Consider the following 20,776-nt stretch of genomic DNA (forward strand, 5'->3'; position numbering starts at 1 on the left):
GATTGACTATGTCAACAAATATTTTTACGCGAATGAAGGATTCTATTTCAGCAGATTTACACACGATGATGGACAAAAAGGAACAAAAAAATCCGATTGCAGCACTAAACCATTATTTACGCCAAAGTGAGCAGGAAAAAGAAAAAGTAAGAAAGCTGATTGACCGTCAGTATAAATTGAAAGAAGAGTTTGCACGTGAGTATATAAAAGCACAAGAACTTGCAGATAAGCGCTTAAAACAAGCACAAATTGCCGATCGTGCGCAAGAAGAGGAAATGCATGAATTTGCTTTAAAAGAGCATGAAGAGTATCAAAATCGTGCTGAACGCATGAAAGCATCCAGAGAAGAAGCGATTACGCAGCTTGAAAATCTGGAGCAGAAATACGAAGAAATGAAGCATCGCCTGAAGGATATGCACCTGCGTCGTATGGAGCTGATGGGACGTGAAAATATTGCCAAAGCAAATCACCAAATCAATCGGGTCGTGGATGAATCATCAGAAAAACCTTTCTCCAAGTTTGGAGAGATGGAGCAATATATCGAAAATCTGGAGTACAAAGTAAACAATGCTTACTATAAAAGTACTTTTGACAGTAAAATTGCTGCCATTGAAAAGAAATTAGATGAAAAGGAAGTAAACTAGAGCTTGAAGGTAAAAGCGAAAAAAGTATTCTTTACTGCTTCAACAAAACTCCTCTACATTACAAATTTGTAATGAGAGGAGTTTCTATTTAAAAAAACCAACATGTTTGCAGTATAAAAATCAATTAATAAAATGAGTATGACGTGCTTTCCAATCTTCCAGTTTAATAAACACCCAGAATCCATAGATACCTAATGTGATAATCGTTAAAACCCACCATTTGATCCAGTTGCCAAAAAGACCGACAGCTGAACCTGAAAAATGCATTCGTTTGCCATCAACAACTGTATGATTTATTCTCCACCCATAAATCATTGTAATTGACCAAAGATAACAAATTCCTAGTGTGAAGACAGTCATTAATGTCCCAAGAATAACCCAGCCAATAAATTGAAGTAATCCACCATCAAAGAAGCTGGTTCTTCCTTATACTGTAGTAAAAAAGTGAGCCCTCCTAAAAAGTTCGGCTCACTTTTCTTTTGTTTCCATATCCTGCCTAGCATAGTTAAACCGGGTTATTTCCTCAAAAGCTTTTATCAAATCGTCATACGTATGTTGAAAATCACTATCAACCCACTTCATCAGGATATTCCACATTCCGCCTGCGTTGAAAGCTAAAGCAAATTCCATATTTTCTTCACTGATGATATAGCTAAATTTGTTTTCAGTGAGCCTATGGATAGAAGGCAGGTGTTTATTAAAAGTCTTTAATAGTAAACTATCTAAATCATTTTTTCGAATGATACGAATAAAGTCTATATTTTCCATCCAAAAAGTAATGAAAATGCTTGCCACTTTCCCCATGTCCATAATTTCTCCTGCATCCAGCCTTCGCAGGTATTCTTGTGCCAGCTGATGGAGGTATCGTTCCAGAACAGCATTTTTCGAATCAAAATGCCGGTAGAAGGTACTTCGGTCTAAAACGGCTTGTTCAGCAATCTCTTTAATGGTGATTTTATAGAAGGATTTTTCTTCCAAAAGAGATAAAAGCGCGTCTGTCAGCCATTCTTGAGACCTGATGGCAGAAGGATTATTGCTTGTATCAGACATCTTGTTCCACTCCTCTCTGTACACCCTACATATAATGGGGTTTTGTAGGACTTACTTAAATTGTATTGATTCTTTATTACTGCTAGTATAAGATACCCTTAACATTGCAACAAATGTTGCACTTATTTGATGGGAAATAAGAAGGTACGTGGATTTTATAACATTTACAAAAAGGAGAATGGATATGGCAAAGCTGGTCAACAAAGGGATTGTGAAAGCGGCAGGAATGATGAAAATGGATAATCGAATAAACTATTTTAAAGTTGCTCCAAATGCAATGACACCCATTATGGAATCTGAAAAATATGTACGGAAAACTTCGATTGACAGGAAGCTGAAAGAGCTTATTAAGATTAGAGTTTCACAGATTAATGGGTGCTCTTATTGTCTGAATATGCATACCAAAGCAGCGAAAAAGCTAAACGTATCCGACAAACAGATAGATGCACTGAAGCATTGGAAAACGGAAGAAATATTTACGGAGATGGATCGGGCTGCATTTGAACTGGCAGAGAATATGACGCTAGTTTCAGAAAATGGAGTCAGTGATGCGTTGTATGAGAAGGTAAGGGAATATTTTGATGAAAAGGAATATGTGGAGCTTGTAATGGTAATTATTCAAATTAATACATGGAATAGATTGTCTATTGCGATGGGGAATCACGCTGAAGTATAGAAAAGAAGTGTAGGAAACCATGGTAATTAGGTGTTCTATTTTGTTCGAATTAACTGACTTATTTGAAAAACAACCTATTTTTTCCTGAACGTTGCTTCATTTTATCAGCTGTTTCGTATAAAATGGAACGGAAAAGGAGGAAATAACATGCACTTTGAATTTGATGATGGTCTTTTTTGTTTTGTTGGCAGTATGGAAATGGCCAAATACGAATTAAAGAAAAAACAAAGCAGCTTGGTAAGGGGATATGGATGGCTATAGATAAAGAAACAAGAATTATTGACGACATAATGGAAAAGATTATAGCGAAAACGATGCACCCTGGTGAAAAGCTCTCTTCTGAAAATAAACTCGCAGAAAAGTATAATGTGTCGCGTATCACAGCAAGAAATGCTTTAACTACATTGGAAGCACGAGGGTATATTTATTCTGTACAGGGGAAAGGCCGCTTTTTAAAAGAAACGTCCAAGCCAATTCAATTGCATTTAACAGGAAGCACCAGTTTCACGGATAAGATGAAGCAAGCGGGTTATCATTTGACGACAAAAAACATGTACTGTACAAAAATTAATTATGATAGTACAGTCTATGATGCGTTACAGGCAGATTTGGAAGCAGAAGTTTATAAAATTGGCCGGCTACGATTAATTGATAATGAACCAATAGCGATTCATCAGTCGTTTGTAAACCAAGCACTATTTCCGGATATAGCTCAAAATGGGCCGCAAATATTGTCTATGTTTGCTTATTACCGTCAATTAGGATATGAGGAATTTAAGAGTAAACAATCATTATTAAGTATTACATTTCCCACTTCTTATGAACAAGAACTGTTGTCGTGCGGCAGTATGGTTCCCCTTATCGTGCTTGAGACGGGTTGTATCGATGTCAAAACGGAGAAGGTGCTGGAATACACGAAAATTATTTATCGCAGTGATAAATTTAAATATGATATTACAACAGATGAAAGTCGGTGAGGTCTATATTGAGATCTCACCGTTTTTTTATGGTTAAAAAATGATAAATCGATTACCGCATCTCGCTGTGATTCTTTTACTTTTGTCACGTCTAAATATCTGTTTATGCCTGCGGTGTAAGATGTCTCTTCTTAAGCAATAAATATAAAGTGCTGTTTACAAATACTTTACGTTATCTTAAAACACAGCAACTTGGCAACAAGTTAGTATGAACTTGTAAAGGAGGATGTATGAATGAAAAGAAAGAGAAGGACTGAGATTCTTATCCAATCAGACACTGATTTGGCAGAGAGCTTGGCAAATCAAATAAAACAGACATACAGCTTCAAGGAGATTGTTGCTCCACAATATGGATTAACGATGGTAAAAATGCGAGAAAGCGCAAAAAAATCTTTATTCTATATTGGTGAAGTTCTTGTTACAGAAGCAAAGGTAGAGCTAAATGGGCAAATCGGTATAGGGATAATACAAGGAATGCATGATGGTTTGGCATTGAACTTAGCTATTATTGATGCTGCCTATAATGCGAGCTTCCCGGAAACATTGTCTTGGAAGGATGCTTTAGTAGCGGCTGAAGCAGAGATAAAGCGTAAAAAAGCAAAACAACAGGCAGAATTAATGGAAACAAAAGTAAGCTTTGAAACAATGGATGTTTAGATGAAAGATGATTGTAAACCGCAGTTTAAAATAAAAAAACAGGAGAGATTGTATGCCTATTGACCAAGTTCATGATTTACAAAAGGTGTATCGGAGTATATTGGACAGTATGGCTAGACCGGGAAAGGTGACTAATTTAGAAGCATATAAAGAGCGGATGGATTATGAAATAGCATGCTATGATACGACCTTATTGATTACGATGACTTTACTGGATGGAGAAGTATCGTTTCATGTTATTTCAGAGAACAGCCAGGTAGTTAAAGATAAGATTGCAGCTTATACATTAGCTAAGCATGCACCTGTAGAAGAAGCAGATTTTATTATTGTATTGAAAGATGCTCCAGATGCTTCCATTGTAGAAGGAATGAGAGCTGCAAAAACAGGAGACTTGATTAATCCGCAGCATTCTTCTACCTGGATAATGGAAAGCAGCGCGCCTCTTTCGAATCAGAATCAATTGAAATTAACTGGGCCAGGGATTAAAAAACAAAAGGATTTATTTACCAGTTTTAAACCAAGTATTTGGCAAACTAGAAGTGAGACAGTACAAGAATATCCACTCGGCATTGATCTGATGCTTACGGATGAAAAATGGCAAATTACTTGTATACCCCGAACAACCAATGTTTCTGAGCAGGAGGTGAGATGATTGGGATATGTAGCTGTCAAAGGCGGAACGATGGCAATTGAAGCATCTATCAATCGGTTAACATATGACCGTTTAAAAGAGAGAGAAATAATAGAAGTAAACACGATTATCGCAACAATGCGGGCAATGGTAGATCAAGTAATGTCAGAAAGCAGCTTATATTCGCCATTTCTTGCGGCATTAGCTATTAAACAAGCGGAAGGAAGTATGGAAGAAGCGGTGTTTATTATGCGATCCCATCGCTCTACATTACCAAGATTATATTATAGCAATATCATAGAGTCTGACTCGATGCTGGTAGAACGACGAATATCAGCAAGCTTCAAGGATATTCCTGGTGGTCAAATATTGGGGGCTACCACAGATTATACCCACCGTTTACTTGATTTTTCATTAGCAGAGGAAACGCGGCTGAAGAATGATCAATGGATGAAACAGTATATGGAAAAAATAAAGCAAGAAGTAAAAGAAGATGGCGAAATTTCATATTTACCAAAGGTAGTAGATTATTTACGGGAGGAAGGACTGTTTGGAACATATGAATTAGATAACACCATGCCAACCGATATTACAAAAGAAAACCTTTCTTTTCCAGCTTCCCGAAGTGCCAGATTACAAACGCTGACGCGTGGACAGACAGGTGCAGTAACAGCACTTGGTTATGCTTCTTTACGGGGTTACGGTCAGGTTCATCCAACTGTTGGGGAGGTTCGTGTCGGAAAGCTGCCAATCTATGTAGAGCATCCCAATGAGCCTGAACAGACAGCAGAAGATAGTTACTATATCGGAGAGATCAAGGTTTCTGAAGTAGAATCGTTTGTACCTGTCTCTATTAAAAACGAGCAAAATGAAGAAGAATTAGATTTTGAGATTGGCTATGGCATATGCTATGGACAAAATGAAACAAAAGCAATAGCAATGAGCATTTTAGATCAGTGTTTAGAGCATCCGGAAGCCAGTTTTCCTACGCATGATGAAGAGTTTGTTCTATTGCATATCGATTCGGTGGAAGCAACAGGATTTATATCGCATCTGAAACTCCCGCATTATGTTACCTTCCAATCGAAGCTGGGAAGTATACGTGAGGTTAAAAAGAAAGGGGGAGCGCAATGAAGCATACAACACATTTTGCTTTTTTTGATGAAGGGTCAAAAAAAGAAATTCGCCGAACAACATTAAAAGCAGTGGCTATTCCGGGCTATCAAGTCCCATTTGCCTCTAGAGAAATGCCGATTGCAAGAGGCTGGGGCACAGGAGGATTGCAGCTTACCTTATCTTTAATTGGTAAAGAAGATACATTAAAAGTAATTGACCAAGGTGCAGATGAATCGGTCAATGCTGTCAGTATTAAGAAACTCGTACAGCAAACAACAAATGTTGAGTTAACAAATCATACAGAAGCGGCCTCCATCATTCAATCGAGGCACCGCATCCCGGAAGCACAGCTTTCAGAAGAGCAAATTTTGGTATTACAGGTCCCGACACCTGAACCATTACGTAAGGTAGAAGCTAGCGAGTATGCAACGAAACGGCTGCATGCGGAAGAAGAATACAGCGGTGCTTGGCTTTTGCTGTTTGAGCAGATTATGAAGTATGGGAAGACAGCGACAGGTGCAGATCATCCGGTATATGTAAATGGCCGCTATGTGATGGCGCCAAGTCCCATTCCAAGATTCGACAATCCCAAATTGCATGCGTCCAAAGCCCTGACATTACTTGGTGCAGGCCGGGAGAAGAAAATCTATGCTGTGCCGCCGTATACGGAAGTGGCATCTCTTGCCTTTGAGGACTATCCGTTCAGCGTGGAATCATTTGCTGGCCATGCGTGTCATTTATGTGGAACCAAAGATGTTTTTCTTGATGAACTGGTCGATGAGGAAACGGGTGAAACATATTATCAATGTAATGATACGAGCTACTGTATAGATCGATTAAACAGCGAGGAACCAGCGGAGGTGGGGCATTATCATGCATGAAGAACCGATATTACATGTGCGAAATCTAAATAAACAGTTTGGAAAAGGTTGTATCCATTGTTTTGATAAAAGAGAAAGGCAATTGGAGAAAAATTACTGCCCGATATGTGGAACAGTGTATGCATGCCAGGATGTATCCCTGGATTTGTTTCCAGGAGAAATATTAGGAATTGTTGGAGAGAGTGGCAGCGGGAAATCAACGATGATGCAGTGTCTCTATTTTGATGCACCAGTAACTTCTGGTGAAGTCTATTTAAACAATGCGGAGTTAACTGGTCAAAATATTTTTGATTTATCACAACAGAAGAAAAGGTATATTCGTAATCACAAATACGGAATGGTTTATCAAAACCCAGTAAATGGGCTGAAAATGAATTTTTCTTCTATCGGAAATATTGCGGAAAAGCTTATTGCAGCTGGAAACCGTAATGTATCATCTATGGAAGCAACGGGAAAAAGGCTGCTTGAACATGTGCAAATCCCGCTGTTTCGTTCAAAAGAAGAACCGCGAAACTTTTCCGGCGGGATGCAGCAGCGGGTGCAAATAGCGAAGGCCTTGTCGAATAATCCGCCGATACTATTTTTAGATGAAGTAACGACAGGGTTAGACTTGTCTGTCCAGGCGAATGTACTCGATTTAATAAAAGAAATTCAGCGCAAATGGGGCATTAGTATGATTGTAGTTTCTCATGATCTCGCAGTTATTCGCATGCTGGCCGATCGAACGATGGTCATGCTGAATGGAGCTGTTATTGAAGAAGGCTTGACGGATCAAATTTTAGAAGATCCGCAACAAGCTTATACGCAACGTTTAGTTTATTCATTATTATAGGAGGGGCGCTTATTGTGTATGTTATTCATAATGGAAAAGTGATTACAGAAGAAACGATACTTGAAGACCATGCTGTACTTGTGGAAAAGAGCACCATTCAATCAATCATTCAAGAAACGGAAATCGATAATTATCCCGAGGCTGACAGAGTTAATGCGAATGGCGGATATATTTCGCCAGGCTTTATTGATATCCATTCAGACTATATTGAAACAGTTGCTTCACCGAGGCCAACGAGTATGATGGATTTTAATATCAGCTTGAGAGAAGCAGAGAAAATATTAATTGGTCACGGAATTACAACGATATTTCACTCGTTATCTTTTTTTCGGGAAGATGCATTTGGTCATAAGCCAATCCGTAAACCTGAAAATGTACAACGGATGATAGATGCGATTGCCAATACCCATCATGAACTGCATTTGATTCGTCATCGATTACATGCCCGATTTGAAATCGATAATATCTTAGAGGTAGACCAGTTAATCCGCAATGTCGAGGCAGATAAGGTTCATCTCCTCTCATTTATGGATCATACACCTGGTCAAGGACAGTATCGTGACTTAGAAGTATACCGAGAAACCTTACAAGGCTATCGCGATTTATCTGATGAGGCGGTACAAACCATTATTTTAGAAAGACAAAATGTAGAGAGTATCACGATTGAACGCATGCAGGAGGTTGCTGAATTAGCTATATCCAAAGGGATAGCAGTAGCATCACATGACGATGACAATATCGATAAGCTTCATCTTGTACAATCCTTTGGTACGACAATCAGCGAGTTCCCAATTACGATGAAAATTGCCAAGAAAGCAAAGAAGCTTGGATTGAAGACAGTAGCGGGCGCTCCTAACGTATTGCTTGGCGGCTCGCATTCAGGGAATTTATCAGCGGCTGAAGCAATTTCAGAAGATTGTATTGATATTTTATGCAGTGATTATTACCCTGCAGCTTTGTTGCACGCCATTTTTTCTTTAAGTGAAACGCATGGAAATGATTTGCACGACATGTTTATGAAAGTAACGCTTAATCCTGCAAAGGCTGTGCGAATGGATAATGAAATAGGTTCCATAAAACCTGGTAAAAAAGCAGATATGCTTGTTATTGAACGAATGGATGACGGTTATCCAATGTTAACGAAAGCGATGGTAAATGGTTCGTTAATTACAACGACAAATTACCGTATAAACTAAAAAATAGGAGGTTCCATCAATGACGATGCTTCAAGTGAAAGATTTTGGCAAACGGTTTACAATTCATCATTTGGGCAAAACGAGACAAGCAGTGGAGCATATTCATTTCTCACTGGAGCAGGGCGGATTTCTTGGAATTGTCGGCAAAAGCGGAAGCGGCAAATCAACCATCTTAAAAAGCATTTATCGTACGTACTATCCAGATACGGGGAATATTATTTATGACTCGGCACACTATGGGTTGATTGACTTAACCCAGGCAACAGAACGGGAAATTCTTTATTTGCGAAAGCATGAAATAGGATATGTTTCGCAGTTTTTAGATGTCATGCCGCGAACGACATCTAGAGAGCTTGTAGAGACAGCAATACTGGAAATGGGCGAAACAGAAGAGACTGCAAAATTAGAAGCGGAAAAGGTGCTAACACATTTTGAGCTGGACCAAAAGCTTTGGGATCATTATCCAAATACATTTTCGGGTGGTGAAAAGCTGCGGTTAAATATTGCCATGGCGACTGTCAAAAAACCACGATTGCTATTGCTTGATGAACCTACTGCAAGTCTGGATCAGCAATCGAAAATGAAAGTACGCGAAATGATTGAAAAGCTGAAAGCAAGCGGCACTACACTGGTCGGCATTTTTCACGACATAGAATTTATGGATGGGTTATGTGACCACGTATTTGATATGCAAATTAGTCAAGTCGGACTTGTGAAAGAAGGCGTTATGCATGAAAGCTGATCTCCATGTGCATAGCACCTATTCGGATGGTTCTGACCATGTGGAAAAGGTGCTCGAGCAAGCAGTGAAACATGGCGTGACACAAATCAGCTTTGTCGATCACGATAGCATAGCTGGTTTTTTCGAAAAAAAAGCTTTAGGAAAAAGCTATGGCATAGAAGTAATTCCAGGCATTGAAATATCGGCTTATGATTTGAAGCGAAAACGAAAAGTGCACGTACTTGGCTATAATTATTATTCTGAAGCGAAGAACATCGAAGCCCTTTGTAAAACGGTACGAAACAGGAGACAGGCTCATACCCTTTGGCAAATCGGCCAGCTTAATAAACATGGCTATCAGATTGATCCGCAAGCAGTTATCCAAGCAGCGTACCCGAGTGAAACCATTTATAAGCAGCATGTTATGCAGGAAATTACATCAGCTGCATACGATTCTAAGTCGTATCAAGCGTTGTATCACAATCTTTTTAAGGGAGATGGGTCTGCTGCCGGAGATATTGAATATGTGGATGCATTTCTTGCTGTAGAAGCGATAGTGGCTGATGGAGGTGTAGCTGTTGTTGCCCATCCAGGTCAGCTGAATTCCTATGAAATGATTCCCGAACTTGTGGAAGCTGGTTTAGGCGGGATTGAACGGAATCACCCTGATCATACTGCAAAAGATCATAAACAAGTAGAAGAATTAGCTGAAAAATACGGTTTAATCATGACTGGCGGTACAGATTATCATGGTGATTTTGGAATGCAAATAGAGGTCGGTTCGATTACGAGCCCTTCCCTTTTAAATCAAGTGTTAATCGATTAAAGGTTAAGCATTTGTAAAGTTGCTAAATGTTCTATGAAACTATTGTAAATATAAACTATATTCAGTTAAGCCATGTTTTAATTAGAAGAGGAAAAGCAGAGGAAATAATTATTAAGGAGGGCTATTTACTAACAGAAGCAAACTGATGAAAATCTCATTATTCGTTCTGATCACTAATCTATCAATAAAAAGGAGCGTTACCATGAAGAAAACGTTAACTAAATTAGGTATTTTGCTTTTATTGGTTCTATTCGCAGCAGGATGTTCAGAAAGCAGCGCGGGTGCAGGAGAAGGGCAAGCGGAAGTAGATGATGTGATTGATGTTGTCTGGTACCCCAATGAGTCGGGGGAAGATTTGAAATCATCTCGTGATGAGATTGGAAGAATAATTGAAGATACTACTGGAAAAGAAGTAGAGCATCATTTAACAACAGATTATGCGATTGCAATTGAGACGTTAGTGAATAATAACGCAGATGTAGCATTTATGGGTGCTCAAGGTTATATTGAAGCAAAGAATGGCAACGACGCGATCCAGCCAATCGTTGTTCCAACTGGGCCGTCTGGAACATTAGATGACGCAGTGTATCATAGCTGGCTGGCAGTAAATGTAGACGATCAGGACAATTATAAAAAAGATGGCGAATATTCCTTAGATACAATAGCGGACAAGAGGTTTTCATTTGTGTCTAACAGCTCCACTTCAGGATTCAAAGTGCCATCTTCAGGAATTATTGCTCATTTTACAGAGCAAGATTCGTATAAAGATTTGACAGAAGAAGATTTAATGGAGGGCGGACCGCTTTTTTCACAAGTTCTTTTTGGAAACTCTCACCAGGGTTCTGCAGTGAATTTATTGGATGGAAATGCAGATGTAGCAGCTTTTTGTGATACCTGCGTAGAAAACTACGTAGAGGTAGCTGAAGGAGAAGAGAATGAAGTTGGCTCCATCTACAAAGTAAAGGAAAATGCGGAACAGCCATTTAACAACGTAACAGGAAAAGAGTTCACGTTAATGGATGTAACGCCTGTTCTTAATGCGCCATTTGCAGCAAACATGGATACCTTGGGTGAAGAAGACTATAAGAAATTACAAGAAGCATTAACCTCAGATGAAGTAGCTGATAATGAAGGGATTTTTGTACCGGAAGATTCGGAGAGGTCGGCATTGTTTTTTAAATCGGACAAAGAACGTTTTGCGCCAGTAGAAGATGAGTGGTTTGACCCGATTCGTGAACTTCAATAACCTGCTCGTCATGAAATCTATAGCGGATGTTAATAGTACAAAATGGACTGCACGCATCATTTTGCGCGTGTAATGTGTCGGAAGGACCCCGTTTTCATCATCCAGGTGTTCTAACAAGGGGAAGCGGGAGATTAAACAGCCAGTAATGGCCCGATTCGTTCAACTAACCTTCAGAGGGGGATGGAAAGTCCTCCTCTGAATGCAGTTTCACTTTATAGGAGGGAGCCTAAGTATGACATTTTTACAAATTGCAGGACTAAGTAAATCATATAATAACGAAACGACCGTATTAAAAGATATTTCTTTTAACGTAAAAGCTGGAGAATTTGTTTCCATTATTGGCCCATCAGGTGCAGGAAAATCTACGTTGCTGCGCTGTATTAATCGAATGGTTTCCATAAGTGATGGAGAGGTGGTTTTTGATCATGCGCCAATAACCAAATTAAAAAAACGGGCATTGCGACAACTGCGTACGGATATTGGCATGGTATTTCAACATTATAATTTAGTTCCACGGCTAACCGTTATTGAAAATGTTCTTCACGGGCGCTTAGGTTATAAGTCCACCCTGCAGGGCGTACTTGGCAGGTTTACAGAAGAAGAAAAAGAGCATGCTTTTTTTCTTCTTCGTAAACTTGGAATCGAGGAGCATGCTTATAAACGCTGTGATCAGTTAAGCGGAGGACAGCAGCAACGAGTTGGCATTGCTCGCGCACTTATTCAAAATCCAAAGCTCATCCTGTGCGATGAACCGATTGCCTCACTCGATCCAAATGCTTCAAAAATTATTATGGATCATTTGAAGTCCATTACTACTGAACTAGAGATAACTTGTCTGATTAATTTACATCAAGTAGAAGTGGCACAGCAATATTCAGATCGAATTATTGGTTTAAATCAAGGGGAAGTTGTATTTGACGGACCAAATTATAAGCTGACAGAGGAAAAAATCAATCATATTTATGGTACGCAAATGCGGGAATTAATAACAGTGTGAGGGGAATTGACGTGAGTGAAAAGGGGATGCAAAAAAGAAAATGGCAACTGACGATAGCTTTGTTGATTATCATTGCCATAACATATTTATCTGCAGCGATAACGAATTTTAACTTTATGGATGGGTTCGCAGCATTTCCTGAAGCGATTGGCTGGATGTTTTCTAATTTGTTCATTACCCAGGAGTCGCTAGAAAGGCTGCCAACCATTTTGGACAAACTGATAGAGACTATTTTTATGTCCATAGCAGCAACGACGACAGCTGCGATTGTTTCCATCTTTCTTGGCATCATGGGATCAAAAACGACGAGCGTAAATAGTTTGTTAAGTGTGTTTGCCCGCTTCATTGCATCTGTATCACGTAATATCCCGGTTGTGGCTTGGGCATTGATTTTATTGCTTTCTTTTGGACAAAATTCGTTAACGGGGTATTTAGCATTATTTGTAGGAACAGTTGGATTCTTAACAAGGGTATTTATTGAATCCATTGATGAAGCAAGTCCCAGTGCGGTTGAAGCCTTGACAGCTACAGGAGCAACCTATTTTCATATTGTAAATAAAGCAGTCATTCCGCAAAGTTTACCACAAATGATCAGCTGGATTTTATTTATGATTGAAACAAATATCCGCAGTTCGACATTAGTAGGTATTTTAACAGGTACAGGAATCGGATATACCTTTGATATGTACTATAAATCAATGAACTATAATGCAGTTGCTCTAGTCACCTTCAGCATTGTGCTCGCAGTAATCATTATTGAGCTTATGTCAAACTATATACGGAAGGTGATTATGTAATGGAAACAATAGTAAAATCCACGTATATAAAGCGCAAGAAGAATGGAAGCATATCCTTAAGGGCTGGAAATAAATCAAAATTCGTTATACGGATGACGATGATTACGCTATTTGTCTTAACAATTGCCGGTTTTTTATTGTTTGATTATACGGGTTTAGAAATAAGAACTGCGGTAGTGGAGACAGCTTCTAATCTATATGCGATGTTTTTTAAGCCGGCACTTAACCATTTCACATGGGCCGAAGCATTATATCAAATTGGAGTGACGATGGGACTTGCTGTTTTGTCTACAATTATTGGTGCTGTTATTGCTTTCTTTTTAGCATTAACAGCTGCAGCTAATTTATCGAAGGAATGGGTTACCAAGGTCGTTCGTGTCATTGTAGCCTTTATTCGCGCAGTGCCAACCGTATTATGGGTGCTTATTTTTGCAATTGCTGCCGGGCTCGGCAGTGAAGCTGCAGTATTAGGTATGCTGTTTCATTCCATTGCGTATTTAGTAAAAGCATTTTCCGAAGCATTTGAAGAAGTCGATAAAGGCATTTTGGAAGCATTAAGAGCTGCAGGGTCCGGCTGGTGGCATGTTGTTATACATGGCATTATTCCTTCTACGTTTACCTATTTATTATCATGGACCTTCCTGCGTTTTGAAATTAACTTTTCTGTGGCTGTGGCGATGGGGGCTGCTGCGGGAGCTGGCGGAATTGGATTTGAATTATTTATGGCCTCTGGGTTTTATTTCGATCTGAATGAGGTTGGATTTATTACGTACGCTATCTTATTGATTGCGATTATTCTCGAAGTGTTTTCAACGCAATTGAAAAATCGATATTTTCCATCCAGTGTAAGAAATTAAAAGGATATCATAGCTTCTCTGTTTATAACGCCGGCGAGGGAATACTCCGCCGGCTTTTTGGTGTAATTGCTTTTTTCAACCCAAACTTGTTAAATTTAAAGCAAGTTACGTGATAAGAATATATTGTTTTTTTCTTCAAGAGGTATGAAAATAGTTTAAAATGAATAGAAGGTATACAGCTTGGAGTAACTGTATGAAATTTAGAAGATTCCAATATGAATAACTTTATCAAAAAATAAAAAGGAGAGAACACAAATGCATTTTCAGTTTGACCATCTCGTTCATTTTGTTGACAGTCCGGAAGAAGCAAAAGAAGCGTTAAAGAAGCTTGGTCTCCATGCTGTAGATGGAGGAAAGCATGATAATGGCGGTACTTATAATGCGCTTAGCCATTTTGATTTAAGTTATATCGAACTGATTGGCGTGTTTGATAAGCAGTTAGCTGACCAGCCTGCTGAAAAATATAGTCTGAGAGATACCTTTCAAAAAGACGATTATGCTTCAGGTTTATCCAGAATTGCATTAAGGTCTCGTAATCTGGAGGAGGAAGCAAAGCGTTTTAAATCACTTGGACTGGAGGTTATTGGTCCAGTTCCTTTAGGAAGAAAAAGACCAGACGGCAGCATGATACATTGGAAGTTGTTATTTGCGGGAAATCCAGAAGAAAAGCTATCCTTGCCATTCTTTATTGAATGGGAAGAAACCGATGAAGAGCGCAGGGAAACCCTGAAAAAGCAAGGAACGATTGCTGCTCATCAAAAAGGAAATCTTTCCTTAGAATCTGTTGGATTTGCTGTAAAGGATGCAAAAGCTGTTATCGAAAAGTGGGAGACTTATTTGGGATTGGAGCAGGGAGAATCGTTCTTTGATGAAGGGTTATCTGCAACAGGACATCGTTTAAAGCTGCCAGGCGGAGACATTTTGTTTTATGAGCCTGAAGGTGAAGGGATAGTTTCTGATACGTTGAAAAAAAGAGATGAGAAACCTTTTATCGTTACCATTTCGGGAGGAAATCGGCAGGAGCAAATTAAAGTAAAGAATGCGATTTACAGGTTTGCTTAACACGTTAATCAGTGAAGGAAAGCTGCTGGATAAATAATCTTTCTACTATTCTATTTAACGAAATACTTTAACCTCTGGTAGTCAGAGGTTATTTTTTATGAAGTAAATTTTAGAGAAATCTTCCTCAATAAATTAGAAGTGTGTACTTTTACTAGCTAAATATATAGAAAACGTACCATTTATTTTGCTTCAAAATGAACAGAACACACTCCCTTTATTCATTGCAAAAATCCTGTTATATAAATTTATCATGTTAATTCATTTATAATATGATACAGTTGTACAAGCTGAAATGACATAAAATTGAATGTTTACAATTCCTAGAAGAAAGGTTATAATTAAAGCGTTATTCAATGAATTAAGGGTATTTAAAGCTTTGAAATAGATATATATCATCATGAAGTTACGAGTCTTCTTTTTGGCTTTTACCAAATGCAGTCAATCTGTTTACATATTTTCGTTGATCTGATTGAAACAGAGTGCGGGGATGAGATACAAAAACTTATCAAAAAATTCATACATACGAAAGGGGCAGAACGAGTGAAAAAGGATAAGTGGTATAATAACCAGCTATTTCCGTGGTTATTACCAATTGTTGTGGTGCTTTTATGGCAGGTGCTTGGCGACCGTGGTTTGATTAAGTCTACTATGCTGCCGACTCCGCTTGAAGTTGTCGAGGCCGGGAAAAATTTATTCCAGACGGGGGAGCTGCAGAAGCATGTGTATATAAGTACGGAGCGGGCTATTATTGGATTCTTTATTGGCGGTACCATTGGTTTTCTGCTTGGGCTCTTTAATGGAACCGTTCTATTTTTAGAAAAATTAATTGATACATCGATACAAATGATACGGACGATTCCACATTTAGCACTTATTCCGCTCGTTATTTTATGGTTTGGAATTGGAGAGAGTGCCAAAATATTTCTTGTTGCGGTTGGCGTAATGTTTCCAATTTATATCAATACGTTTAACGGTATTAAGAATGTGGATTATAAATTAATTGAGATGGGGAAAGTGTACGGCATGTCGAAATGGCAGCTGTTCACGAATATTATTTTACCTGGTGCGATGCCAAATATTTTGGTCGGAATCCGCTATGCGCTTGGGGTGACATGGATTTCGTTAATTGTTGCGGAGACGATAGGTGCTGATGCAGGGATCGGCTATTTGGCAACCACAGCCCGTGAGTTTATGCAAATGGATATTGTGGTGTTAACGATTGTACTTTATGCGATTTTAGGAAAGCTGTCCGACTTCATTGCAAAGGTTTGTGAACAGCGCTTGTTAAAATGGAACCCGGCATACCGGAAGAATTAACTGCCAAGGTCAGTCAGGAGGGGTTACATGTTTGGTATTGAGTTAAAGAATGTAGGGAAACGTTTTGGGGCAAATGAGGTTCTACGAGATATAGATTTATCCATACCGAAAGGCAGCTTTACAGCGATCGTTGGAAAAAGCGGGTGTGGGAAAAGTACGCTGTTAAGAGTGATTGCTGGACTGGAAGAGGTGACCAGCGGATCTTTAGCTTATACAGGTGCAGAAGCAAAAAAATCGAATATACGCATTATGTTTCAGGATGATCGCCTGCTTCCATGGAAAAATATTTTAAAGAATATTGCTATTGGCGGAGTAAACAAGGTGGACGCGGAAATAGCATTAGAAAAGGTAGGGCTGCGTGATAAAAAAGGGGATTGGCCAGATGAATTGTCTGGCGGGCAAAAACAGCGTGTAGCACTAGCGAGAGCCTTGGCGAGCAGCCCGGATGTTTTATTATTTGATGAACCATTGGGAGCATTGGATGCTTTAACCCGGATGGACATGCAGCATTTAATGGAAGGGCTGTGGCAAGAACAGCATTTTACTTCTATTTTAGTAACACATGATGTATCTGAAGCAGTTTATTTAGCAGATCGTGTTATTGTTCTGGATGAAGGAGGCGTGAAATTGGATCAGGAGATTGATTTAGGGCGGCCTCGGGAACGAGATGACAAGTTTACAAGTTACGAAAAGAAAATACTGGACCAGATAGTAGGAGGATAAATGATGAAGAAATTACTCTTTGCACTGATTATTTTTAGTTTCATAGCTGTGCTGGCAGCTTGTGGAGCGAATTCGGATTCTGATGCGTCTGAGGATGGCGAAACGATTCGCTTAGGCTACCAAAAAGGGAATACCATGAATCTATTAAAAGCGCATGGTACGTTAGATGAAGCATTACATGAAGCCGGCTATAACGTAGAATGGAAAGAATTTTCTATGGGCGCTCCATTAATCGAAGCGTTAAATACGGATAATATTGACTTTGGTCATTCCTCGGATGTACATAGTGTTCTGATGCAGTCGGGAGGGCATAACGTCAATTATGTAGCGTCGGAGTCCCCTTACCCAGAAGGTGTTGCGTTACTGGCAAGAGATGGTTCAGGCATTGAAACATTAGAAGATTTGAAAGGGAAAGTAATCGGTGTGACCAATGGCGGGAACCAGCACTACCTCCTATTAGAATCACTAAAGGAAGCAGGTATCGATTGGGATGAGGTAGATATGAAGTTTTATAAGGATGCCTCCGAAGGCTTGATGGCTTTTTCCAACGATGAATTTGACGTGTTTGGAACATGGGATCCATTCTATGCGATTGTTCAGGACCAAAATGAAACACATACGATTCTTGACGGAACAGATCTCATTGAAAACCGTACGTTTTATTTAGCGAGAGATGGCTTTGCAGAAGAACAGCCAGAAGCGCTCACCATTATTTTAGAGGAATTGGAAAATATGGATCAGTGGGCAAATGAAGAGAAAAGAGAGGCCGCTGAAATTTTGGCGGAAGAGTTAGGATTAGATCCGGAACCGATGGAGGTTGCAAATGAGCGACGGCAGTTTGGCGTGCAAAGGATGACAGAAGAAGTGATTGCAAACCAACAGCAATTAGCTGATACCTTCTATGAAGCAGAGCTGATAGATACGGAAATCAGTGTGCAAGAAGCGGTAGATGCGTATGATTTAGATGAATCTGTTTTTCCGGATAATATTGAATAAGATAAAAAATTGCCTGTTCCCGAATAGCGGCACATGCGGGTAAACAGTAACATAAGGACAAAAAAGAGCTCATTCAACCTGAAGAATGAGCTCTTTTTACATCTATTTCCTATTTTAAGCCGCAGTTTTTGGTTCTTTACCCGGATAAAGTAAAGAAAATACAATCCCGACAATCAAACAGATAAAGAAGGTTGCCGCTTTGGCAGATACCATTGCTTCGAGCGGTGAAAGAGACCAGACGACAGCACTGACTGCGCCGACAATAATGGTCGCGATGACCCCGATTCCTGAGACGCGTTTCCAAAAGAAGATGAGCAGCACGACGACGGAAAAAGTGTTTCCGATTCCTGCCCATGCAAAAGAAACAAGGCTGTAAATAACCGATTCTGATTTCAGTGAAATAATAATGCCGATAATCCCGCTGATCAATGCCACGAAACGGGATAAATGTACGAGTTTTTTACTGGTAATATTCCACCTGAGCGTTTTATGGATGATATCCTCGCTGATGGAGGTGGTGATAACTAATAACTGCGAAGATGCTGTCGACATAATCGCAGCCAGAATCCCTGCTATGATAATTCCGGCAACCCATGGTGGTAAAATTTCAAATATCATATGCGGCAGAATCATTTCCGGGTCAGCCAGTGTGCCTTGTGAATATAAAGCAGAGGCAAAAATAGCTGATAGAAAGGCTCCTACATAGACAATCATTGTCCAGATAATAGCCATGTTTCGTCCGGTAACCCGTTCCTTTTCGGTTGTAATTGCCATAAATCGGGAGCTTAGCTGCGGCTGTCCACCGAGCCAGCCAAAAAACCAAGAGAAATTGGTAAAGAGCATTGCTCCTAAGGCGAGACCGTTCAGACCGCCAGTCCAGCTGTCAGCACCTCCGCCTCTTAAGGAGAGTTCTGCAGAGACGCTCAAGCCTTGGTTTTTAATCTCCATAAAGGCAACAATAGGTATGATAATAAAAGAAAACAGCATTAAAAAGCTTTGTACAGCATCTGTCCAGACAACGGACATAAAGCCGCCCAAACAGGAATAGGCGATAATAATCATTGCGATAATAATCGTTCCCCAGGTAATGCTGAATCCGGAAATAGAATAAATGGTTTTTCCCATTCCAGAAAACTGGGCTGCTAAATAACAGACAAAGAAAAATACCATGACAATCGATGCTAACCAGCGGATGATATCCGCATGCTCCGGAAATTTAACTGCAATATAATCTGTTAAACTATTTACCTTGTATTTTTGCTGTTCCATCATAAATCGTTTGGACAGGAATAACCAGGAAGCGAGCACGCCAAAGAACATTCCTGATAATACCCAGATACCGGATAAACCGGCGACATAAATAAATCCAATTGCTCCAAGAAACATATAAGCAGATTCCCCGGTAGCACGTTCTGAAAAAGCGAGTACCCAGCCCGGGACTTTGTTGCCTCCCAGAAAATAATCATTATGTGTTAAATCTTTTTTGCTAAAATAAATTCCTATTGCAAGCATGGCGAGCAAATAGAGAATAATTTCTACGTAAATTACCGTTTGCACAAGCTTTTTCCTCCATCTACAATTAAAATAAGATAATACCTATTAGTTTTATCAGATATTATGCTGTTTTTAAAGATTTGTCAATCCTTATTTAGAAAATCCTCCGCTAATATTTTACATATTTCTACAAATTTCATTGCTGCCGGTGATGGGTACGTGTTTCGTTTATGAGCAATGCCAACGGTGCGTGCGTGGTGTTCAGAAAAGTTCTTTTGAACAAGACTCGCAGGCGCATGGTGTAAAATAGATTTAGGAACAATGGAAACACCTAAATTTTCCGTTACCATTGTTAAAATGGCTTGATCGACCGATAATTCATATACGATATTTGGGGTGATGTTATGCTTGGATAAAATGCGTAATACATCGCGGTCAATGTTTTGTTTTGGCATAATCCAGCGCTCGTCCTTTAACTGATTCAGTGTCAGGTAATCTTCAGCAGCAAGCGGGTGATCTTTTGCCATAATGCACAGAAGCTCATCCTCAAAGATAAAATCAAATACTAGATTTTCAGATACAGGCTTCGCAAGAAATCCAATATCCACGACACCGTGCTGCAGCCAATTTTCAATTTGATCATAATCCCCTTCCATCAGCTGAATAGTGACGTCTGGATGATGCTCCTCGAAGTAGGATAAAACCTTTGGCAGCAATACAAGCGAAATACTGGGAAGGACGCCGACAGTAATCGTTCCGCCAATCAATTTTTTTAAGTTGGCAACGGTATTTTCAAGCCTTTGCTGCTCTTGCAGAATTTTCGAAACGTGTTCATAGACCATTTTTCCATTGCTTGTTAAAATAATATTATTCCTATTCCGTATGATTAAGGATAGGTCCAGCTCTTTTTCTAAATTATTCATTGCATGGGTGATAGATGATTGTGTCAGATTGAGCTTCTGACCGGTTTCTGTAAAGTTGCCGGTTTCAATCAACGTATGAAGAGCAATATATTGCGCTAATGTAGGCATATTATAAACTCCCTTTTCAATGTATTTCTATGAATTTATTTCATAGTGC

At 39.4% G+C, this 20,776-nt stretch carries 23 protein-coding genes; 19 read left to right on the forward strand and 4 right to left on the reverse strand.

What is annotated here, in order from left to right:
- The first annotated feature begins 8 nt into the window (after positions 1 to 8).
- Positions 9 to 644, forward strand: a complete 636-nt coding sequence (locus BN997_RS07120; RefSeq protein WP_042530918.1) for a PspA/IM30 family protein — start codon at positions 9 to 11, stop codon at positions 642 to 644.
- A 120-nt stretch (positions 645 to 764) separates the two neighbouring features.
- Here BN997_RS07120 and BN997_RS07125 read toward each other — a convergent pair whose 3' ends face one another.
- Entirely contained in the window at positions 765 to 1,031 is a 267-nt protein-coding gene (locus BN997_RS07125; RefSeq protein ID WP_042530920.1) for a YjgN family protein, read from the reverse strand.
- 81 nt (positions 1,032 to 1,112) lie between these two features.
- Positions 1,113 to 1,694, reverse strand: a complete 582-nt coding sequence (locus BN997_RS07130) for a TetR/AcrR family transcriptional regulator (protein WP_052484941.1) — start codon at positions 1,692 to 1,694, stop codon at positions 1,113 to 1,115.
- Positions 1,695 to 1,929: 235 nt separating this feature from the next.
- Between BN997_RS07130 and BN997_RS07135 the strand changes: the two genes are divergently transcribed.
- From BN997_RS07135 to BN997_RS07220, 18 genes are all read left to right on the forward strand, one after another.
- Positions 1,930 to 2,370 carry a carboxymuconolactone decarboxylase family protein gene (locus BN997_RS07135; RefSeq protein ID WP_042535870.1) on the forward strand — a complete coding sequence of 147 codons (441 nt, stop codon included), beginning with the start codon at positions 1,930 to 1,932 and terminating at the stop codon, positions 2,368 to 2,370.
- Positions 2,371 to 2,621: 251 nt separating this feature from the next.
- Positions 2,622 to 3,347, forward strand: coding sequence for a GntR family transcriptional regulator (locus BN997_RS07140; RefSeq protein WP_042530922.1), 726 nt, complete (start codon positions 2,622 to 2,624; stop codon positions 3,345 to 3,347).
- Positions 3,348 to 3,581: 234 nt separating this feature from the next.
- Positions 3,582 to 4,004, forward strand: coding sequence for a phosphonate C-P lyase system protein PhnG (gene phnG / locus BN997_RS07145; RefSeq protein WP_042530924.1), 423 nt, complete (start codon positions 3,582 to 3,584; stop codon positions 4,002 to 4,004).
- A gap of 52 nt (positions 4,005 to 4,056) precedes the next feature.
- A complete protein-coding gene (phnH, locus tag BN997_RS07150) occupies positions 4,057 to 4,656 on the forward strand; it encodes a phosphonate C-P lyase system protein PhnH (RefSeq protein ID WP_042530925.1) in 600 nt (199 codons plus the stop codon).
- Positions 4,657 to 5,769 (forward strand): carbon-phosphorus lyase complex subunit PhnI, encoded by a 1,113-nt coding sequence (locus BN997_RS07155; RefSeq protein ID WP_042530927.1) that lies wholly within the window; start codon positions 4,657 to 4,659, stop codon positions 5,767 to 5,769.
- On the forward strand, positions 5,766 to 6,632 hold the full coding sequence (locus BN997_RS07160) for an alpha-D-ribose 1-methylphosphonate 5-phosphate C-P-lyase PhnJ (protein WP_042530929.1): 867 nt from the start codon (positions 5,766 to 5,768) through the stop codon (positions 6,630 to 6,632). The genes BN997_RS07155 and BN997_RS07160 overlap by 4 nt, the downstream gene beginning before the upstream one ends.
- The gene (locus BN997_RS07165; protein WP_042530931.1) at positions 6,625 to 7,464 is read left to right on the forward strand and encodes an ATP-binding cassette domain-containing protein; all 840 of its coding nucleotides are present in this window, start codon (positions 6,625 to 6,627) and stop codon (positions 7,462 to 7,464) included. The genes BN997_RS07160 and BN997_RS07165 overlap by 8 nt, the downstream gene beginning before the upstream one ends.
- Positions 7,465 to 7,478: 14 nt before the next feature.
- Entirely contained in the window at positions 7,479 to 8,660 is a 1,182-nt protein-coding gene (phnM, locus tag BN997_RS07170; protein ID WP_042530933.1) for a phosphonate metabolism protein PhnM, read from the forward strand.
- Positions 8,661 to 8,679: 19 nt separating this feature from the next.
- Positions 8,680 to 9,402 (forward strand): phosphonate C-P lyase system protein PhnL, encoded by a 723-nt coding sequence (phnL, locus tag BN997_RS07175; RefSeq protein ID WP_042530935.1) that lies wholly within the window; start codon positions 8,680 to 8,682, stop codon positions 9,400 to 9,402.
- The gene (locus tag BN997_RS07180) at positions 9,392 to 10,207 is read left to right on the forward strand and encodes a PHP domain-containing protein (protein ID WP_042530937.1); all 816 of its coding nucleotides are present in this window, start codon (positions 9,392 to 9,394) and stop codon (positions 10,205 to 10,207) included. The genes phnL and BN997_RS07180 overlap by 11 nt, the downstream gene beginning before the upstream one ends.
- Positions 10,208 to 10,409: 202 nt before the next feature.
- Positions 10,410 to 11,453, forward strand: coding sequence for a PhnD/SsuA/transferrin family substrate-binding protein (locus BN997_RS07185; protein ID WP_042530939.1), 1,044 nt, complete (start codon positions 10,410 to 10,412; stop codon positions 11,451 to 11,453).
- Between the two features lie 232 nt (positions 11,454 to 11,685).
- Positions 11,686 to 12,450, forward strand: coding sequence for a phosphonate ABC transporter ATP-binding protein (gene phnC / locus BN997_RS07190; protein ID WP_042530941.1), 765 nt, complete (start codon positions 11,686 to 11,688; stop codon positions 12,448 to 12,450).
- 11 nt (positions 12,451 to 12,461) lie between these two features.
- A complete protein-coding gene (phnE, locus tag BN997_RS07195) occupies positions 12,462 to 13,247 on the forward strand; it encodes a phosphonate ABC transporter, permease protein PhnE (RefSeq protein ID WP_042530943.1) in 786 nt (261 codons plus the stop codon).
- Positions 13,247 to 14,104, forward strand: coding sequence for an ABC transporter permease subunit (locus BN997_RS07200; protein WP_042530944.1), 858 nt, complete (start codon positions 13,247 to 13,249; stop codon positions 14,102 to 14,104). Before phnE ends, BN997_RS07200 begins: the two co-directional genes overlap by 1 nt.
- Positions 14,105 to 14,359: 255 nt before the next feature.
- Positions 14,360 to 15,166: a VOC family protein gene (locus BN997_RS07205; RefSeq protein WP_042530946.1), complete on the forward strand. Its 807-nt coding sequence runs from the start codon at positions 14,360 to 14,362 to the stop codon at positions 15,164 to 15,166.
- A 540-nt stretch (positions 15,167 to 15,706) separates the two neighbouring features.
- Positions 15,707 to 16,483 (forward strand): ABC transporter permease subunit, encoded by a 777-nt coding sequence (locus tag BN997_RS07210; protein ID WP_042530948.1) that lies wholly within the window; start codon positions 15,707 to 15,709, stop codon positions 16,481 to 16,483.
- A gap of 27 nt (positions 16,484 to 16,510) precedes the next feature.
- Entirely contained in the window at positions 16,511 to 17,206 is a 696-nt protein-coding gene (locus BN997_RS07215; protein WP_042530950.1) for an ABC transporter ATP-binding protein, read from the forward strand.
- 3 nt (positions 17,207 to 17,209) lie between these two features.
- On the forward strand, positions 17,210 to 18,202 hold the full coding sequence (locus BN997_RS07220) for an aliphatic sulfonate ABC transporter substrate-binding protein (RefSeq protein WP_052484942.1): 993 nt from the start codon (positions 17,210 to 17,212) through the stop codon (positions 18,200 to 18,202).
- Positions 18,203 to 18,316: 114 nt separating this feature from the next.
- On the opposite strand, the gene BN997_RS07225 is transcribed toward BN997_RS07220, so the two are convergent.
- On the reverse strand, positions 18,317 to 19,759 hold the full coding sequence (locus BN997_RS07225; RefSeq protein WP_042530953.1) for a sodium/proline symporter: 1,443 nt from the start codon (positions 19,757 to 19,759) through the stop codon (positions 18,317 to 18,319).
- An 80-nt stretch (positions 19,760 to 19,839) separates the two neighbouring features.
- Complete coding sequence (locus BN997_RS07230; protein ID WP_042530955.1) at positions 19,840 to 20,727, reverse strand: LysR family transcriptional regulator; 888 nt, start codon at positions 20,725 to 20,727, stop codon at positions 19,840 to 19,842.
- Positions 20,728 to 20,776: the final 49 nt, after the last annotated feature.

Origin of the sequence: Oceanobacillus oncorhynchi, from assembly GCF_000821065.1 — a bacterium.
Taxonomy (GTDB): Bacteria; Bacillota; Bacilli; order Bacillales; family Amphibacillaceae; genus Oceanobacillus; species Oceanobacillus oncorhynchi.

What these genes read in the sequence shown, in the direction of transcription:
- BN997_RS07120 (WP_042530918.1), top strand. Translation starts at nt 9, where the DNA reads ATGTCAACAAATATTTTTACGCGAATGAAGGATTCTATTTCAGCAGAT.
- BN997_RS07130 (WP_052484941.1), bottom strand. Translation starts at nt 1,694, where the DNA reads ATGTCTGATACAAGCAATAATCCTTCTGCCATCAGGTCTCAAGAATGG.
- BN997_RS07135 (WP_042535870.1), top strand. Translation starts at nt 1,930, where the DNA reads ATGGATAATCGAATAAACTATTTTAAAGTTGCTCCAAATGCAATGACA.
- BN997_RS07140 (WP_042530922.1), top strand. Translation starts at nt 2,622, where the DNA reads ATGGCTATAGATAAAGAAACAAGAATTATTGACGACATAATGGAAAAG.
- phnG (WP_042530924.1), top strand. Translation starts at nt 3,582, where the DNA reads ATGAAAAGAAAGAGAAGGACTGAGATTCTTATCCAATCAGACACTGAT.
- phnH (WP_042530925.1), top strand. Translation starts at nt 4,057, where the DNA reads ATGCCTATTGACCAAGTTCATGATTTACAAAAGGTGTATCGGAGTATA.
- BN997_RS07160 (WP_042530929.1), top strand. Translation starts at nt 5,766, where the DNA reads ATGAAGCATACAACACATTTTGCTTTTTTTGATGAAGGGTCAAAAAAA.
- BN997_RS07165 (WP_042530931.1), top strand. Translation starts at nt 6,625, where the DNA reads ATGCATGAAGAACCGATATTACATGTGCGAAATCTAAATAAACAGTTT.
- phnL (WP_042530935.1), top strand. Translation starts at nt 8,680, where the DNA reads ATGACGATGCTTCAAGTGAAAGATTTTGGCAAACGGTTTACAATTCAT.
- BN997_RS07180 (WP_042530937.1), top strand. Translation starts at nt 9,392, where the DNA reads ATGAAAGCTGATCTCCATGTGCATAGCACCTATTCGGATGGTTCTGAC.
- BN997_RS07185 (WP_042530939.1), top strand. Translation starts at nt 10,410, where the DNA reads ATGAAGAAAACGTTAACTAAATTAGGTATTTTGCTTTTATTGGTTCTA.
- phnC (WP_042530941.1), top strand. Translation starts at nt 11,686, where the DNA reads ATGACATTTTTACAAATTGCAGGACTAAGTAAATCATATAATAACGAA.
- BN997_RS07200 (WP_042530944.1), top strand. Translation starts at nt 13,247, where the DNA reads ATGGAAACAATAGTAAAATCCACGTATATAAAGCGCAAGAAGAATGGA.
- BN997_RS07205 (WP_042530946.1), top strand. Translation starts at nt 14,360, where the DNA reads ATGCATTTTCAGTTTGACCATCTCGTTCATTTTGTTGACAGTCCGGAA.
- BN997_RS07215 (WP_042530950.1), top strand. Translation starts at nt 16,511, where the DNA reads ATGTTTGGTATTGAGTTAAAGAATGTAGGGAAACGTTTTGGGGCAAAT.
- BN997_RS07220 (WP_052484942.1), top strand. Translation starts at nt 17,210, where the DNA reads ATGAAGAAATTACTCTTTGCACTGATTATTTTTAGTTTCATAGCTGTG.
- BN997_RS07230 (WP_042530955.1), bottom strand. Translation starts at nt 20,727, where the DNA reads ATGCCTACATTAGCGCAATATATTGCTCTTCATACGTTGATTGAAACC.